The 15,214-nt window shown below is 58.5% G+C and carries 13 protein-coding genes, 1 tRNA gene and 1 pseudogene; 4 read left to right on the top strand and 11 right to left on the bottom strand.

All coding sequences use genetic code 11. The features are described from left to right. Positions 1–7 precede the first annotated feature (7 nt). Genes pknB through A37O_RS0113750 form a run of 7 tightly spaced genes read right to left on the bottom strand, consistent with a single transcriptional unit; the run spans position 8 to position 9,105 of the window. On the bottom strand, positions 8–1,996 hold the full coding sequence (pknB, locus tag A37O_RS0113780) for a Stk1 family PASTA domain-containing Ser/Thr kinase (RefSeq protein WP_018298095.1): 1,989 nt from the start codon (positions 1,994–1,996) through the stop codon (positions 8–10). Further along, positions 1,996–3,573, bottom strand: coding sequence for a serine/threonine-protein kinase (locus tag A37O_RS15565; RefSeq protein ID WP_018298094.1), 1,578 nt, complete (start codon positions 3,571–3,573; stop codon positions 1,996–1,998). The genes pknB and A37O_RS15565 overlap by 1 nt, the downstream gene beginning before the upstream one ends. Further along, the gene (locus A37O_RS0113770; protein WP_018298093.1) at positions 3,573–5,015 is read right to left on the bottom strand and encodes a penicillin-binding transpeptidase domain-containing protein; all 1,443 of its coding nucleotides are present in this window, start codon (positions 5,013–5,015) and stop codon (positions 3,573–3,575) included. The genes A37O_RS15565 and A37O_RS0113770 overlap by 1 nt, the downstream gene beginning before the upstream one ends. Then, on the bottom strand, positions 5,012–6,409 hold the full coding sequence (locus tag A37O_RS0113765) for an FtsW/RodA/SpoVE family cell cycle protein (RefSeq protein WP_018298092.1): 1,398 nt from the start codon (positions 6,407–6,409) through the stop codon (positions 5,012–5,014). Before A37O_RS0113765 ends, A37O_RS0113770 begins: the two co-directional genes overlap by 4 nt. Then, on the bottom strand, positions 6,409–7,812 hold the full coding sequence (locus A37O_RS0113760; protein WP_018298091.1) for a PP2C family protein-serine/threonine phosphatase: 1,404 nt from the start codon (positions 7,810–7,812) through the stop codon (positions 6,409–6,411). Before A37O_RS0113760 ends, A37O_RS0113765 begins: the two co-directional genes overlap by 1 nt. Beyond that, complete coding sequence (locus A37O_RS0113755) at positions 7,809–8,255, bottom strand: FHA domain-containing protein FhaB/FipA (RefSeq protein WP_018298090.1); 447 nt, start codon at positions 8,253–8,255, stop codon at positions 7,809–7,811. Before A37O_RS0113755 ends, A37O_RS0113760 begins: the two co-directional genes overlap by 4 nt. A gap of 19 nt (positions 8,256–8,274) precedes the next feature. Beyond that, the gene (locus tag A37O_RS0113750) at positions 8,275–9,105 is read right to left on the bottom strand and encodes an FHA domain-containing protein (protein ID WP_018298089.1); all 831 of its coding nucleotides are present in this window, start codon (positions 9,103–9,105) and stop codon (positions 8,275–8,277) included. A gap of 206 nt (positions 9,106–9,311) precedes the next feature. Here A37O_RS0113750 and A37O_RS0113745 point away from each other — a divergent pair. Continuing rightward, a tRNA-Leu gene (locus tag A37O_RS0113745) sits at positions 9,312–9,395 on the top strand. Positions 9,396–9,719: 324 nt separating this feature from the next. Here the strand turns inward: A37O_RS0113745 and A37O_RS0113740 are convergent. Continuing rightward, complete coding sequence (locus tag A37O_RS0113740; RefSeq protein ID WP_018298088.1) at positions 9,720–10,331, bottom strand: maleylpyruvate isomerase N-terminal domain-containing protein; 612 nt, start codon at positions 10,329–10,331, stop codon at positions 9,720–9,722. A gap of 285 nt (positions 10,332–10,616) precedes the next feature. Here A37O_RS0113740 and A37O_RS0113735 point away from each other — a divergent pair, with 285 nt between their 5' ends. Continuing rightward, a complete protein-coding gene (locus tag A37O_RS0113735; protein ID WP_026196389.1) occupies positions 10,617–10,991 on the top strand; it encodes a nuclear transport factor 2 family protein in 375 nt (124 codons plus the stop codon). An 18-nt stretch (positions 10,992–11,009) separates the two neighbouring features. On the opposite strand, the gene A37O_RS0113730 is transcribed toward A37O_RS0113735, so the two are convergent. Beyond that, complete coding sequence (locus A37O_RS0113730; protein ID WP_018298086.1) at positions 11,010–11,567, bottom strand: mycothiol transferase; 558 nt, start codon at positions 11,565–11,567, stop codon at positions 11,010–11,012. Positions 11,568–11,758: 191 nt separating this feature from the next. Between A37O_RS0113730 and A37O_RS16915 the strand changes: the two are divergent. Together A37O_RS16915 and A37O_RS15740 are read left to right on the top strand one after the other, a co-directional pair. Beyond that, positions 11,759–11,854 (top strand): annotated as a pseudogene (locus A37O_RS16915) (helix-turn-helix domain-containing protein); the annotation flags it as partial. Between the two features lie 87 nt (positions 11,855–11,941). Further along, positions 11,942–12,655 carry a helix-turn-helix transcriptional regulator gene (locus A37O_RS15740; protein ID WP_018298085.1) on the top strand — a complete coding sequence of 238 codons (714 nt, stop codon included), beginning with the start codon at positions 11,942–11,944 and terminating at the stop codon, positions 12,653–12,655. A 197-nt stretch (positions 12,656–12,852) separates the two neighbouring features. Here the strand turns inward: A37O_RS15740 and A37O_RS0113720 are convergent, their stop codons facing one another. Both A37O_RS0113720 and A37O_RS0113715 read right to left on the bottom strand, forming a co-directional pair. After that, a complete protein-coding gene (locus A37O_RS0113720; RefSeq protein ID WP_026196388.1) occupies positions 12,853–14,253 on the bottom strand; it encodes an FtsX-like permease family protein in 1,401 nt (466 codons plus the stop codon). Further along, positions 14,250–14,936 carry an ABC transporter ATP-binding protein gene (locus A37O_RS0113715; protein WP_018298083.1) on the bottom strand — a complete coding sequence of 229 codons (687 nt, stop codon included), beginning with the start codon at positions 14,934–14,936 and terminating at the stop codon, positions 14,250–14,252. Before A37O_RS0113715 ends, A37O_RS0113720 begins: the two co-directional genes overlap by 4 nt. Between the last annotated feature and the right edge of the window lie 278 nt (positions 14,937–15,214).

Genomic DNA, 15,214 nt, shown 5'->3' with positions numbered 1-15,214 from the left:
CCACTATCTAGAGGCCCGAGGGAAGTAGGGCCGCGGCGTCGAATTCCCAGAGGCGAACGGTGATCGTGGAATTGCGACGAATCTCAGCACCGGCTTCGGGGGTGAACCCACCGATCAGGCCCTCGTCGACAAGTGCTCCCGTTGGAATCGGGGCACCTGTCTCAAGCTGGCCGGCCCAACCTGCCTGGGTCAAAGCGCTGCGGGCTTGGTCCGGGGTCATGCGGCGGATGTCTGGCATGCTCATCACCTGGCCGTTAGAGATCTGGATGTTCACGGTGGAGCCCTCCTTGACCTCGGTGCCTTCGCCCTCGACGGAGATGACTTCGCCTTCGGGGCGGTTGGAGTCGATTGGTGTAAAGCGCGCGGACAAGCCGAGCGAGTCCAGTGTTGACTGGGCTGCCTGCGAGGACATGCCCACCAAGGATGGGATCCGCACCATGACCTCTTCCTCCTCGGTGGTAGTGGGCACCGGACCTGCGGAGACCACAACAGAGACAGCTGATCCCACGGCGAGCTCGGTGCCCGCGCTCGGCGACTGGCGAATGATCTGGCCCTGGCCGACAGAACTGCTGTTTTCCTCCTGGAGATTCTGGTCGAGTTGCAGGCCCGCGTCGGAAAGCACTTGCGCAGCTTGCTGGGCAGACATGCCGGTCAGATCCGGCACCGAGACGACCTCGCTGCCCGACGACACCGTCAGCGTGACCTGAGTACCCGCGCGCAGCTGGGAGCCGGCCGACGGGTTCGAGCGAATCACATGGTTTTCTTCCACATCGGAACTAGCGGCGTGGGCAATCTCGACCTGGAAACCAAGATCGATCAGCATCGTCTGCGCCTCGCTGCGCGACATGCCCGTGACATCCGGGACGGTAATCATCGTCTCGGCAATGGGCTGCTCCTCGTTCTGGCGGAAATAGTCCACCGCGAAAGCGACACCAAAACCGAGTGCCACCAGTGCCAACAGCGCTGCGATCCACTTCAACCAGCGATTTGCGGGGCGCGAGTTCTCCGCGCGGTGCTGGCCGTAGCGGGTCTCATCGGAAGCAGAAGCAGCCCCAGCCCCCGCAGCACCAGCGGCCGCAGCAGGAACAGCCCCGCTCACCGTCGTCGGAGCATCGCTCGGGTCAGTGACGTGAGTACGCGCGGCCGCAGTGACCGCACCGCGCTCCAGGCGCTGCAAATCCTCGCCCATCTCCGTGGCGGTTTGGTAACGATCCGCCGGGTGCTTCGCCATCGCCGTCAAAATCACCGAGTCAACGTTGACCGCCTGTTGCGGCGTCAGATCCGCGATGAAACCGCTTGGCTCCTCCGGATCCTCCTGCACGTGCTGATACGCCACGGCGAAAGGAGTCTCGCCCTCGAAAGGCGGACGCCCCGTGACCGATTCGTACATCACGCAGCCCAGCGCGTAGATATCGCTGCGACCATCGGCCGGCTTGCCACGTGCCTGCTCCGGCGAGAGATATTGCGCGGTACCAATCACGGCGGAGGTCTGCGTCATCTGCGCGGTGGAATCGTCCAGCGCACGCGCGATGCCGAAGTCCATCACCTTCACAGCGCCGGTATTGGTGACCATGATGTTCGCCGGCTTCACGTCGCGGTGAATAATGCCCGCATCGTGGCTGGCCTGCAGCGCAAGAGTGACAGGGTAGAGGAACCTCGCGGCCTCCTCCGGCGTGAGCACTCCGTCCTCGCGCACGATATCGCGCAGGTTCCGGCCGTTGACGCGTTCCATCACAATGAACGGCACATCGATACCGTCGACGTTATAACTTCCCGTGTCGTAGACAGCCACGATGTTCGGGTGGTTCAGGCGCGCAGAGTTTTGCGCTTCACGACGAAAGCGTTCCCGGAAATTCTCGTCCCGGGCCATGTCGACCTTCAACATTTTGATGGCAATCTCACGGCCGAGCAGGGTGTCGGTGGCGGCGTAGACATCGCTCATGCCACCGGTGCCGATGCTCTCTTTGAGCTCGTAGCGGTCTCCGACCAAGGTCATTATGCGCCTCCGTCCAGCATGTCTACTAAGGCATCCCCAGCATCATTCGGAGTTGCTGCCCCGCCTCCTGTGGTGCCATTCCCGGTCCCACCGGTCGCACCAGGTCCATTACCATTTTGCGTCGCCTGCGGAGGCTGCTCGCCAGGACCAGCACCGTTACCGTTGTTGTTACCGTTGCCGGTGTCGCTGGTCGGCGGCACCTGCGTAGGTTGCGTCGGTTCGGGCTCCTGCGTTGGCGCCTGAGTTGTTTGTGTTGGCTCTGGTTCCCGGGTTGTTGGTTGTTGACTGGTGGTGCGCGTCGTCTCCGGCGCCTGCGTAGGAGCTTGAGTCGTCGGCGCAGGAGCAAACGTGGGCTCCTCGACCGAGGTTGGCTCCCCGTTCGAAGACGTCACGGTTTCAGTAACAATCACTTCGGTGGGAGTTGGCGGTTCGTTGTTCCGCGAAGAAAACGAGTCCGAGACGAACGCCCATACCAAGCCACCGATGGCCGCAATGAGCAACAGGATCAACAAAACCCACGGCCAGGAACTATTCTTCTTGGTCTGCGCCTGCTGTGGCGCGGCCTTCGGTGCCTTTTGGGCAGGCCCCGTAACCAAGCCTTCCGGATCCTTCCGGGCAGCCGGGTGCAACGTGGTGGGCTGCGCGACTGCGGCAAGTTGGCGCGTCGACGCCGTCGGCGAAGGCTCCTCCGCGACCTGATTCATCGCCGCACTCGCCGGCTGCGGCGGGCGCTTACCCTCGCGCACGGCGGCAACCGCGATGGCAAATTCGTTGCCATCAGCAAAACGAGTCTCAGGATTCTTACGCAGCGCAATCTCAATGAGTTCGCGCGCCGGCGCAGACACGCTCGTCGACAGCGCAGGCGGCACATTATTAACGTGAGCCAGAGCCACGCTTACCGACGAATCACCCGAGAACGGACGCTGACCCGCCAACAATTCATAACCGACAACACCCAACGAGTACACATCGGAGGCAGCGGTGACTTCCTTACCCTGGGCCTGCTCTGGTGAAACGTATTGGGCAGTACCCACCACCATGCCGGTCCGCGTTAGAGGGACGGCCGCGGCTGCCTTGGCAATGCCGAAGTCGGTGATCTTGACCTGCCCGTTCTGGGTGATCATGATGTTGCCCGGCTTGATATCGCGGTGGACCAAACCCATGCTGTGGATGACCTTCAAACCATGAGCGGCCTGCTCCAACACGTCGAGGGCCAGTGGTTCATCCATCTTTCCCTCACGGGCGAGCAGATCGGCCAGCGATTCGCCGCGGACGTACTCCATGACAATGAAGCACACCGTAAAGCCTGCGTCGGACTCGACCTCGCGGTAGTCGTAGGTGGCCACGACGTTTTCGGATTCAATGCCCTCGGCCGCAGTCGCCTCGTTGCGGAAACGAGTGAGGAATTCCTCGTGAGAGGAAAACTCAGGCTTGAGCACCTTGATGGCTACTTCGCGGTCGTGGGTGTTGTCGTCGGCAAGCCAAACCGTGGACATACCACCGTGGCCGATGATCCACTGCAACGTGTAATCGCTACCAATTAGCTCTTGCAAGCCCTCAAGGTTATCGGGGTGCATTATTCTGAACCTCCAGCCGGGGCGACGCGCAGCACGGCGCGGCCGATGGGCGAGGAGACCTGGCCGCCGGTTGCGCTGGAGCCGAAGCCGCCACCGTCTTTCACCACGACGGCAACCGCAACGTCCTTCGCGGGGTCGAAAGCGACGTACCACACGTGTGGGGGAACGTCTTCGCCGTGCTCGGCGGTACCGGTCTTCGATGCGAAGCTGTTGCCGTCGTAGCCGGAAGTGTTGCGCTCGGAGGCGTACATCAGCTCGGTCAGCGTGCCCGCCTGCTCAGGCGAAACTGCCTGGGTGACTTCGGTCGGGCTGGTTTCGCTGCGGACCTGGAGCTCGGGGCCCAAGACGCGGTCGACGACGTATGGCTCCATGCGGAGGCCGTCGTTAGCCACGGTCGATGCCATGACTGCTGCCTGCAGCGCGGTCATGGTGACGTCGCGCTGGCCAATCGAGGACTGCGCGGTGGCCGCCAGATCAGGCAGCTCGCCGAGCGAGCCAGCGGCGGTAGGCAGGCCCAGATCGTAGGACTCGCCGACACCAAAAGCAGTGGCCATGTCGCGCAGGCCGTCGGTGCCAATCTCCGTGGACATTTCCACGAAGGCGGTATTGCAGGAATAAGCGAACGCGGTCTGCAGCGAGACCTGGCCGCCGCCGCTGCCAGCACAGGCATTGTTGCCGTAGTTAGTCAGCTCAGTGACGGTGTCCGGCAACGTGATCGAGGCCGCTCCGGTGAGCTGAGAATCCGGTGTGAAGCCACTTTCCAGCCCAGCCGCGGTGGTGATGATCTTGAAAATCGACCCCGGAGGCAACTGTTCTTGCGCTGCATGGTTGAGCAGCGGCTGGCCAGGGTCGTTGTTGACCTCGCTCCACGCCGCGTCAGCGGTCTCCGGGTTCACAATGGCATTCGGGTCATACGACGGTGTCGAGGCCATTGCCAGCAGGGCACCGGTCGACGGACGCATCGCGACGACTGCGCCTTCGTAGCCATTGTTCGACAACATCTCGTACGCGGTGGCCTGGGTATTGGGATCCAGGGTGAGATCGATCGAGTCGCCCTGACGGTGTTGCCCAGTATCGAAGGCGCGATTGTTCAAGAAAGAGGTGGAATCACCGTTGAGCACATCGTTGTACCCCTGCTCCAGGCCGGCGGTGCCGTAGGTGCCCGAGGCATAGCCAAGTACCGACGAGAAAGACACCGGCATGGTGGGGTAATTGCGCGAGTAGATGCCGTTTTCGTCTGGTGTGGATTCGGCGAGAATCTGGCCACCAGCGTTGATCTGGCCGCGCTCTGTTTCGCGCATCATGTAGGTTGCGCGGTTGTTCAAGGAGTTCTGTGCGTACTCCTGCTCCTTGAATCCGCCCTGGATCCAGGTCTGATTGATCAAGAGGGCAAGGATCAGGATGAGGGAGAAGATCGCTCCGTTGCGGATGCTGCGATTCATCGTGCCACCTCCGCATTAGATGCATTAGATGAGGCAGGGCCAGCTGCCGGGAAAAGATTGGTGCCTGGAGCCTGCTGCTGGGCGGAGTCGAGCTCCGCAGGCTTGCGAGCCCCGTTCGAGATCCGCAGCAAAATGGCCACCAGGATGTAGTTAGCCATGAGCGAGGAGCCACCCGCCGACATGAACGGCGTGGTCAAACCGGTCATTGGCAGGAGCCCGGAGACACCGCCCATGACCACGAAGATCTGGATCGCGATGGTCAGAGCCAAGCCGGAGGCTAGCAGCTTGCCGTAGGAATCGCGCACGTTCATCGCTGCGCCGAAACCGCGGGCAATCAAGATGCCGAACAAGATGAGCACGGCACCGAGCCCGAACAATCCGAGCTCCTCGCCGATGGCTGCCAGGATGAAGTCGGAGTGGGCGACAGGGACTTCGCTGGGATAGCCCATGCCCAAGCCGGTGCCGGTGATTCCGCCCCACGCCTGACCGAACAGCGACTGCGCGAGCTGATGCCCGCCGCCGACGTCGTGGTATGTCGCGATGGGGTCCAGGAAGTTGGCCACACGCGACTGGATCTTGTCGGATACCGCGTAGACGGCACTAGCGCCGATGGCGACCAGGCCAAGCCCGATCACCAGCCACGCCGCTCGTCCAGTAGCGAAATAGACCATGCCCAACACGGTGGCGAAAAGCAGCAGCGCTGGGCCGAAGTCGTTGGAGATGGCCATGATCAAAATCGCGATCGCCCACACGACAAGGATGGGTGCGAGGTCGCGCAAACGTGGGAACTCAAGGCCTAAGAACCGGTAGCCCGCGACGGTAAACAGCGCACGCTTTTGGGCGAGCAGCTGCGCGAAGAACATGAGCAGCAAGATCTTCGAGAACTCGGAAGGCTGTACAGAAAACGGGCCAATAGTGATCCAGATGCGGGCATCGGCGAACTCGTCGCCGCCCGGCTGTGGCCACACTAATGGCAGGGCAAGCAGCACGAGGCCCACGAGTCCCAGGATGTAGGAAAAGCGGCTGAGTACCTTGTGGTCGGCCACGATAATCAACGTGGCAATGAGCAGCACAACACCCACGAGTGTCCACATGACCTGGCGAGACGCCAGATTAGTCTCGTTGGCAATGTCGATGCGATAGATCATGACCAGGCCCAGCCCGTTCAAAGCTGCCACAACCGGCAAGATGATCTGGTCGGAATAAGGTGCCGCGAATTTGATCACGATGTGCGCGAGGGCAAACACACCGATAAAGCCACCGATGATCCATGCCATCTCCGTGGTGAGAGCATTGCCTTGGGAGAGCTCGAGGCTCACCAAAGCTACCGCGATCACCGCAGTGACTAGGAGTAGTAATCCTAGCTCGAGCTTGCGTCCTAAAATGCGTGACATCAGTTCACCTCCCGGCATTCCACTTGTCGTGTTTCGTCGTTAGCGGCGCCCCGTGGGGCGTCGACGCACACAGGTAGTGCTTCATTAGCCAGCCTATTGAGTTGCTGAGTGACTTCGTCATAGGAGCCGCTCGGAAGATTCTCTGCAGCGCCCTGCGCGGAAGCAGGCAGGTCCTCCGAGGAGAAGGTCTCGCAGTCTTTCGGTACTGCACCTATATCGACGAACTTCAGCTCGTTGTTACCGTCTATGCACGTCAGCTGGATGGGTTCATTAAGTCGGTTACCGAAGACTGAGAAGTCCACACCGTGTTCGATGACGAATTGGTTATCTGCATTCACGCTAACAAAGAACCGGTTATCGATGATCCGATTCGCAGCGATTCCGCCACCGAGGAGCACAATCAACACGACTAAGAGCGAGATGATCACACCCCACCGTCCGCGGCCGTTCTTCTTGCGCCCTGATTCGTGCTCATTGGAGCCCGCGGGGTGAACCTCCTCATCGTCGTCGCCAACTTCGGAATCTGCGAGACGCGAGTGGCCCTCCGCATTTTGATTCGGAGGAATCACCTGAGGCTTGCGGTTCAGCGCAGCAGCGCGACCAGCAGCCGTATCCGGATGTGTCTCGTTCTGCTCGAGTGCAAGCGCACCGGCTAAGACAGGCTTCGTGGGAACCGGGGTATCCGAGTCGCCTTCCACAACATCAGCGATCACGATAGTGACATTGTCGGGACCACCCGAGCGCAATGCCAGTTCAATGAGCACCTGGACCGCTTCTTCAGGAGTGCCCTGATTCATCGCAGCCTCAATCGTGGAGCTGGTCACAGGGTCCGACAGACCATCCGAGCACAACAACAGGCGATCGCCTGGTTTCGCATCCAGAACCGCGAGGTAAGGGTCGACTGGGCGACCCGTGTAGGCCTTCAAAATCAGCGATTTCTGCGGGTGCGAGGACACATCATCCTGGTTGAGCTTGCCTTGCTGCACCAGCGACTGGACGAACGTGTCGTCGACAGTAATCTGCTCCAGGTGCTTGTCGCGCAACCGGTAGCCACGCGAATCGCCGGCATGGATTAAGCCGAACTCTTTGCCATTAAAGAGCAGGGATGTCAGGGTCGTGCCCATGCCGTCTTGCTCGGGGTGCTCACGAATCGAGTCCGCGATCGAGGCGTTGCCGTCGTCGGCAGCAGCGCCGAGTAGCGCGAGCATATCGTTGTCGCCGGGATCGCGGTCGAGATGTTCCATGTGCTCGACCATGAGCTGGGAGGCAACCTCGCCAGCTGCGTGCCCGCCCATTCCGTCGGCAAGCAAAAGCAGGTGAGGCCCCGCATAGGCGGAATCCTCGTTGTTGTCGCGCACGAGCCCACGATCGGAGCCGGCGGCGTAATTGAGTTTTAAGGTCATGGCACCAACCTCACGATCGTGCGACCCATCTTGATATCAGTTCCCACCGACACCCGCTCGGGTTGCTCAATGCGCGAGCCGGCAACGTACGTGCCATTGCGGGAGTCCAGGTCTTCGACGAACCAGTCACTGCCGCGCCGGAAGAGGCGCGCATGGCGTGACGACGAGAAATCGTCGCCAAGCACAAAGTCATTGTCATCGGCGCGCCCGAGCGTGAATGCCTCCAAGCCGGAGACATCCATATGACTGCCCTTCAGCGGGCCTTCCACGACCTGGACCGAATTGGCCTTCTCGCGCCGGATCGGGTTCGATTGCGTCTTCGTGCGGCGCACGCCACTTGACTTGATGATGTCCTTGCTCAGCGCCCACACCACAACGATGATAAGTACCCACAGGAGTGCGAGCAGGCCAAACCGAACAATAAGGAGAATCGCTGAGTCCACGATTGATATGGCCCTTTCGTTAGCGTGACTGTGGCTCGACGATGCGAACCTCAATATTGGAGTGGCCGATCGTGATCACATCACCATCCTGCAACAGCCAGTTATCAATGTGTTCTTCGTTGACGGTGGTGCCATTCGTGGATTCAAGATCGGTGAGCACGGCATCGCGGCCGTCCCAGGTGATCTCCGCGTGCTGGCGGGAGACGCCAGTGTCCGGGAGACGGAAGTCCGAATCGTTGGAGCGACCAAGGATGTTGGATCCCTCGTGCACCAGGTAGGTGCGGGACGATCCATCCTGCAGCAGCAAGCTCACCGCAGCCTCAGCGTTGTTCACTGGGGTGATGGAATTTGGTTCGGACACTTCTTCCTCCTTGTTGTGCGGGGCCGCAGCCGCAGCAGCGGAAGAAGCCTGAGCTGGCTTCTTCTTTGCTGCGTCGGAAACAATGGCATCGAACCCGCTAGCCACATCCGGATTGTCATCGATATACGACGACACCCTGAGCTGGCCGGTTCGTAGCCCCGATTCTTCAGCAATTCGCACAACAGCCGGACCCGCAAGGATCCAGCCTTGGTTGCGAATGAAACGCATCAACTGCTCGGCGAGGAACTGCGGTGTTTCGCGTTCCTTAGACAAATTCTCCAAGTCCTTAGAGGAGACACCCACCGCATACACGTTGGGAGCTACCTCGCGATCGTTCTCGTTGACAGTTACATTGTCCTGAGCTTCCTGCTTCAGCAGTTCTTCAATTTCTGCAGGGACAACGCGCCCTCCAAAAACTGCAGCGAAGCCATTATCAAGGCCCCGCTGTAAAGATGAATCTAGCTTTGCAAGACGATCTAAAAACGCCATTTACCGCACCTCCTTCCAAGCAATGATGGTGCTATGTAGTTTTGGGCAAAAGTTTTCTGGTTCAGTATAGTGCCCAAACCCTAGTGTTTCCTATATCCGCGCCGTGGGACAGGCTTGGAAAACCCTGTACTTGGAGGTTGAAAACGCGGTTTACCATGTGATTTGTTGTTTTATTCGACAGTGCACTAAAGTTAAGCGCGTTGCCCGCCCGGGTGGCGGAATTGGCAGACGCGCTGGCTTCAGGTGCCAGTGTACGCAAGTACGTGGGGGTTCAAGTCCCCCCTCGGGCACAATTAAAACGTGAGGTCCCAAACATTAAAGGTTTGGGACCTCACGTTTTTCGTTTCTGGCTGGATTGGGCCGTTGATGTCTCACGACATCGTTCCTTAATTGCGCTTTTATTTGAATCTTTAAAGAGGTGCACTTCGCAAGATATCACCTTTATTTGACCTGGGGTTTTGGTTTTCGCCCGGCGTTAGGTCCGCGCAAGGGGTCGTCGTGAAGCGAAAATCCGGACCTAACGAACTGCGAAATATAAAACCGCAGGTCGCTGTGAACAAAGTCGTGCAAAGTGCACCTCGTGGGCCACGACCAAGGAAAAATGCGGGCGGTTCTTATAAGACGCTGAATCCGGGGGTCAAGGTTGTTCGCCCTGTTGCGGCTAGAAGTAGATGCAGCTGTTGATCTGGAGATGCGATCCGTGTGGCTAGCTCCAACGCTGGTGTTATGCAGGCGAGGGTCTCCGCGGGGATGGGCTGATGTGATGCGTTTGCTAGGTCGAGGGAATGGACGGTCACCTCGAAGGCGCGTGTGGGCAGGTAGCCGGACAAGGTCATTTTGCCAAGCGGTGTCACGACTACGGCATCATCGGCGGAAGCTGCAACAAGATCTAGTACCGAAGTGGCAGAGGCGCGGACGGTAGCCTCAGCATCGTCGCCGAGTGCAAGACCGGCTTGGTGGCCGCGCTCGGCGACTTGGGCGGGATCGGCAAGTGTGGCGCTGGCGGCTCGGTAGTAGGCGGCAGGTGAATCCAGATCGATGGTGCCGGGATTGACTGGTTCTGTGTCAAGGTAGGTTTCTATCGTTGTGAATGCTCGGGAGGTGTGTCCGAGCAGGGATCGGATCGACCACACGCCAAGGCCGGGGGCATCGAGCTGGTCGGTCAGGCCGGGCAGGAGAGAAATCAGGCCGGTGGTGGCCTGAGAGAACCACTGTCGAGTGTCCATGCCACGATTTATACGCGTGACGTGGTGGTGGGGTCAATGGGTGATGTTTCGCGACATCGTTCCGTAGATGTTGCGAGGTGAAAGCTGGAGCGGAGCTGCCTCATCGCGCTGTGTCTTTTAGTGACCGGTGTTGGGTTGATAAGCAGGTCTAAGAGGTATGAAAGCGGCTGGTCGGCGGGGTGACCAAAGCAGCGGTAGCCTGCCGGCTGCAGGACGAGAGAATCCATGCCTTCGGTAAAGATTAGTTTCCTGCATATATCGTTTGACGACGGTACAGTCCACCGCATGACGGCTTTTACTATCGACGAGCTTGTGGAACTCGAGCACGCGGGGTGGCAATCGCTGTGCGAGTCGCGAGGTGGATCGTTTTATGGCGAGTTACTGATGCCTGATGCGGTATTCATTTTGGTCAATGGCATGGTGATGACACGTGATGAGATAGCCGAATCCCTCGACGGCGCTCCAGGCTGGGATTCTTATGAGATAAGTCAGCCCCGCATAGTTGATGCGGGGCCAGAGGCCACGGCGCTGGTGTATAAGGCGACATCAACGCGTGGTGACCTTGCTGAGCCCTTCACTACGGTGATGACCAGCCTTTATCGACGTATCGAAGGTCAACCTCGCCTGGCTGTGTACCAGCAAACTACCATCACACACTAGTCCGAGGTGCCGTGGTAGTTAGGCGTGCCACGGGGTTACGAAGTCGTTAGCAGGGAGTCCTTCAACAGCGGCGAGTAGTTCGACGGCTTTGGCTCCGTCGAGTTGTTCGCGGATGATGTCGGCGTGACCGGTATGGCGGGCGAATTCTTCGACGTGGTGTACGTAGAGGTAGCGTAGCTTTGCTGGTCGTGTTTCATTCATGCGGTACCAAGGCATGGGTCCGACGGGTAGCTCTGCTTCGAGGTCGCTCTCGCGGCACATGGTCATGTATTCACCTCGTACAGCATCGAATGTGACAAGCAGATTGTCCAAGGTTTCCTCACTAGTGGGTGTAAAGCTGTCGGAAAAAGCCTCAGCAGGCTGTGCGTGTTCGCTGTGGCCTGCTCCTGCGAGGGATTGTTTCATCACCCAGGTGGAGTGCTTAATGATTCCGCTGATACTTAGGATGCTGCGCAGCGGTGTGTGCCGTGCTTGGTCGTCGTTTAAGCCGTAGGAGCTGGCGCGAATGGCATCGAGTTGTGTTTCTATGTAATTGCACAAGGTGGTGCGTTCGTCGTCGATACGCGGTAGGTACATGGGATTTCCTTCCAGTGTGCGATGACTGTGGTTGTCGGTGACTCCATTCTAAAAATCATTGCGGACAGATCTTGTCCGCTGTCTAGGGCAAAATCAGGGGCATGGCTGAAACGACCCACCTGACAACCGAGCGTCTCCTGCGCTTACTTGGTTTGCTTCAGGCGCGCACGACATGACAAGCCCATGAACTTGCGCAACGATTAGAGGTCACCGAGCGGACCATTCGTCGTGATGTGACTCGCCTGCGTGATCTGGGCTATCCGGTAGAGGCAGATCGTGGGATTGCCGGTGGCTACCGACTCGGCGCCGGGCGCCGCTTGCCGCCACTGCTTTTAGACAATGACGAAGCAGTGGCACTTGTTGTATGCCTGCGCATGGTGGCATTATCGGGAGCCGATGAGGTCGGTGAGGCAGCTCTGCGTGCCCTGTCAAAGCTTGATCAGGTATTACCACCGAAACTGCGCGCTATTGTCACCGCTGTTGATGATGCTACTTTCGCTATACCTCGAGGTCGATCGGTAGTTGATCTTCATGTTCTTCAGCTTCTTGCCACAGCACAGAGGGATCACACGCTGGTGTGCATTTCCTATCGCAAGCATGCCGACGAGAGGACTGCACGGGAGGTGGAACCAGCACGGTTAATGACACAAGGTGAACACTGGTATCTGCAAGGTTATGACCGCAAGCGTGACGATTGGCGGGTGTTTCGGATCGATCGTATGAGCGAGGTCAGCTCGACCATTTGGAACTTTCAGCCGCGACGGGCACCCAGTATCGGCTTTGATCGGGATTTGGCCAGCCGGTATGAGTGCGTTGCCCGTATCGAGATGGCCGTTTCTCCTGAGCGATTGGCACGGCGCGTACCAGCGCCTTACCTAGATCAACTTGAGCCAACTGAACGTGGGTGCCAGTTCCTTACAGGCGCGCCAACCTGGGATGATCTTGCCTGGCACATGCTGTGGGTGAGTCGGGACCTAGACGTTTCGCTGACGATCCTCGAGGGTCCTGGCGCTGAATCATTTCGTTCAGCGCTTGCACGCATAGCGAGCCAAGCAAACAATCTAGCTACGGCATTTACGGAGGCATGAGCTAAATGAGTCCCTTGCTCTCCACAAAGGGATCTCTCGCGACACCGCTTCTAGTCGGTGTTGCGAGAGGTTGAAGTATTCTGCTGCAGTGGCAGAAGTCATGCCGTTAGTGTGGCAGAACGGTGTCGTGGAACCTTTCGCCCCTCGGCAAAGTGTGGCCAAAGTTTCTTTATGCCCTTGGCGTCAATCAGGCTGCGTTAGTCATTCTTCCGTGACACTTGAGCCAAGAGCTGTGAGCGAAGGGGCTGGGTGGCAACTACCGCGGCTGCAGCAGCGATCCACCCGCAGGCGAGCATTCCGAAGGCGGCGACGAGGCGGCCGGCAAGGTTGACTTCGGCAACCATGCCTAGGATGGCCAGCCCCAGCAGGCTTCCGAGAGCGAATCCGGCAAGCGAGATAATGATCATCGGTGCCAACACTTCCAACACGGCCACACGAACGTGGAAGTGCTTATTCACGCCCACATGGTGGAGTGCGCGAGTAAGGTCGGCGTCTTCATAAACCGAACTTGTCTGTCCGAGAAAGACTGACATAGCAGTCAAAGCAAAGCCGAAGACCAAGGCAATGATGGAGCCGGTGGAGATGTCTTGCCAGAGAATGTTGGCTTGCCTATCAGTTGATAACTCCAGGCTGAAGCCATCATTGAGCAGCGGTGAGGTGACTAAAAATCCGGCAATGATTCCGAAGAATGCCATCACGCCGCTGCGTCGCCACGCTTGACGCCCATTGGCCACCACACGCTGTGTGGCTACGTAGTGGGTTGAGCCGGGCAGATAGGAAGCAAGGCGTGACATCGTTTGGAGTACGAACGGCAGGATTAGATTCAGCATGGCGATTGCAATCAACAAAGGGACCAGGACAGCAAGTGCAGCTTGGGTGGAGGAAAACAGGTTGATCTGAACAAGTACCAGCATTGCCCCGGCTATGACTAGCAGTCCGGCGACAACGCGTCCTGCTTTCAAGGTTGCTGGTACATCGTTTTTCGCCACACCTAGGGGAGAGACACGTACTCGCTGCATACTCCATGCAGAGGAAACCACTACCAAGAGTAAGAGAACGAGGGCGACAAGCAGATATGCCCACCACGGAAGCAGCATTTCACGGGGCCGGATGAATTCGCTTTGGAAGGTAAAAGCACGTGCGAAGGGCAGGCAAGCCAAACTCAAGGCAAAACCGAACACGATACCAATCAAGGCTTGAATACCTGATTCATACACGGTCATGCGCGTAATCTGGCGGGCAGAAAGCCCAAGAAGACGCAGCGTGGCTAGCCGGTTTTCCCTGCCTGATACACCCAAAACTGCAGATTGGGAGGCCAAACTGACAACACCGGGGATAAGCAGGGTACAGGCAATCACGGCTAAAATTAACCAGTTATCCAAGAAGTTGAAGCTATCGGAGACAGAAGACAGCTCTACCAGCAAGCCGAACGGTTCCTGGGAGCGCCGGTAGAACATCCATGTTCCACCGGCGAGCAGGAAAGCTGCAAATGATGTCAGAGTCATAGCGGTAACGGCCACAACGCTGACTACGGCGCTGCCAGTACGCGCTTGCCTACTTCCGCGAGAGAGCGTCGAAACTAGTACGGCAGTATTCATCGGACACCTCGCAGCAGGCGATCATCGTGCACAATTCCATCTCGGATTTCCACGCGTCGGTCCAACCAATTAGCCACGTTGGAATCGTGTGTGACTACGACCAAGGTGGAGCCCGATTGTTTGACCAAGGTAGTCAGCATTTGCATTACCTCTTGGCCGGTCGTCTGGTCGAGTGCGCCGGTAGGTTCGTCGGCGAAGATGATGCCAGGTTCAGTTACCAGGGCACGGGCAATGGCCACGCGCTGTGCTTGGCCACCGGAAAGTTTGCCAGGGCGGCGTTTGGTGAACTTTTCCAGGCCCAACTGTCGCAGCAGGTTGAAAGCGTGCTGGTGAGCCTCGTAGCGTGGCACACCAGTGAGCATGGCAGGAAGCGCCACGTTATCTAGGGCGGTGAGCTCTGGCAACAATTGTCCATCTTGGAAGACAAAACCGAAGTGGTTGAGGCGAAGCGACGAGCGGGAATCGTCGTTAAGCGAGCTCAAGCACGTCTCACCATAGTCAACCTTGCCGTGCGTGGGCACCAAAACCCCTGACATGCAGTGCAAAAGCGTCGACTTACCGGAACCAGACGGTCCCATGACAGCAACTGTTTCGCCTGGATTGATGGACAGTGTGATACCGGATAGGACAGTGTTGTCACCGAAGTTTTTGGTGACATCGTGTAATTGAAGTGGATTACTCATGCTTCCTATTTCACTGTCGGTGGTGCGAATATAACATGGTTGCGTCCAATAGTGTGGTGTACAGCTACCGCCTGGTGANCCCCCCCTGCCGACCAGCAAGGAGACCACCGCGGTACCTTTCGACTCAGCTCCTACACATCCTCGAAAGGACACCAACGATGGCCTCCGCGCCCAATCATATCGACCCCACCGGATACCTCGACGACCTGCTGGCCCAAGCCTCACCCGATCTGATGCGCCAGATGCTCCAGGACACCATCAACCTCCTGCTGTCCGCC

It is taken from the genome of Corynebacterium lubricantis DSM 45231 (genome assembly GCF_000379425.1).
Taxonomy (GTDB): Bacteria; Actinomycetota; Actinomycetes; order Mycobacteriales; family Mycobacteriaceae; genus Corynebacterium; species Corynebacterium lubricantis.
This window is presented reverse-complemented; position numbering and strand designations above follow the sequence as displayed.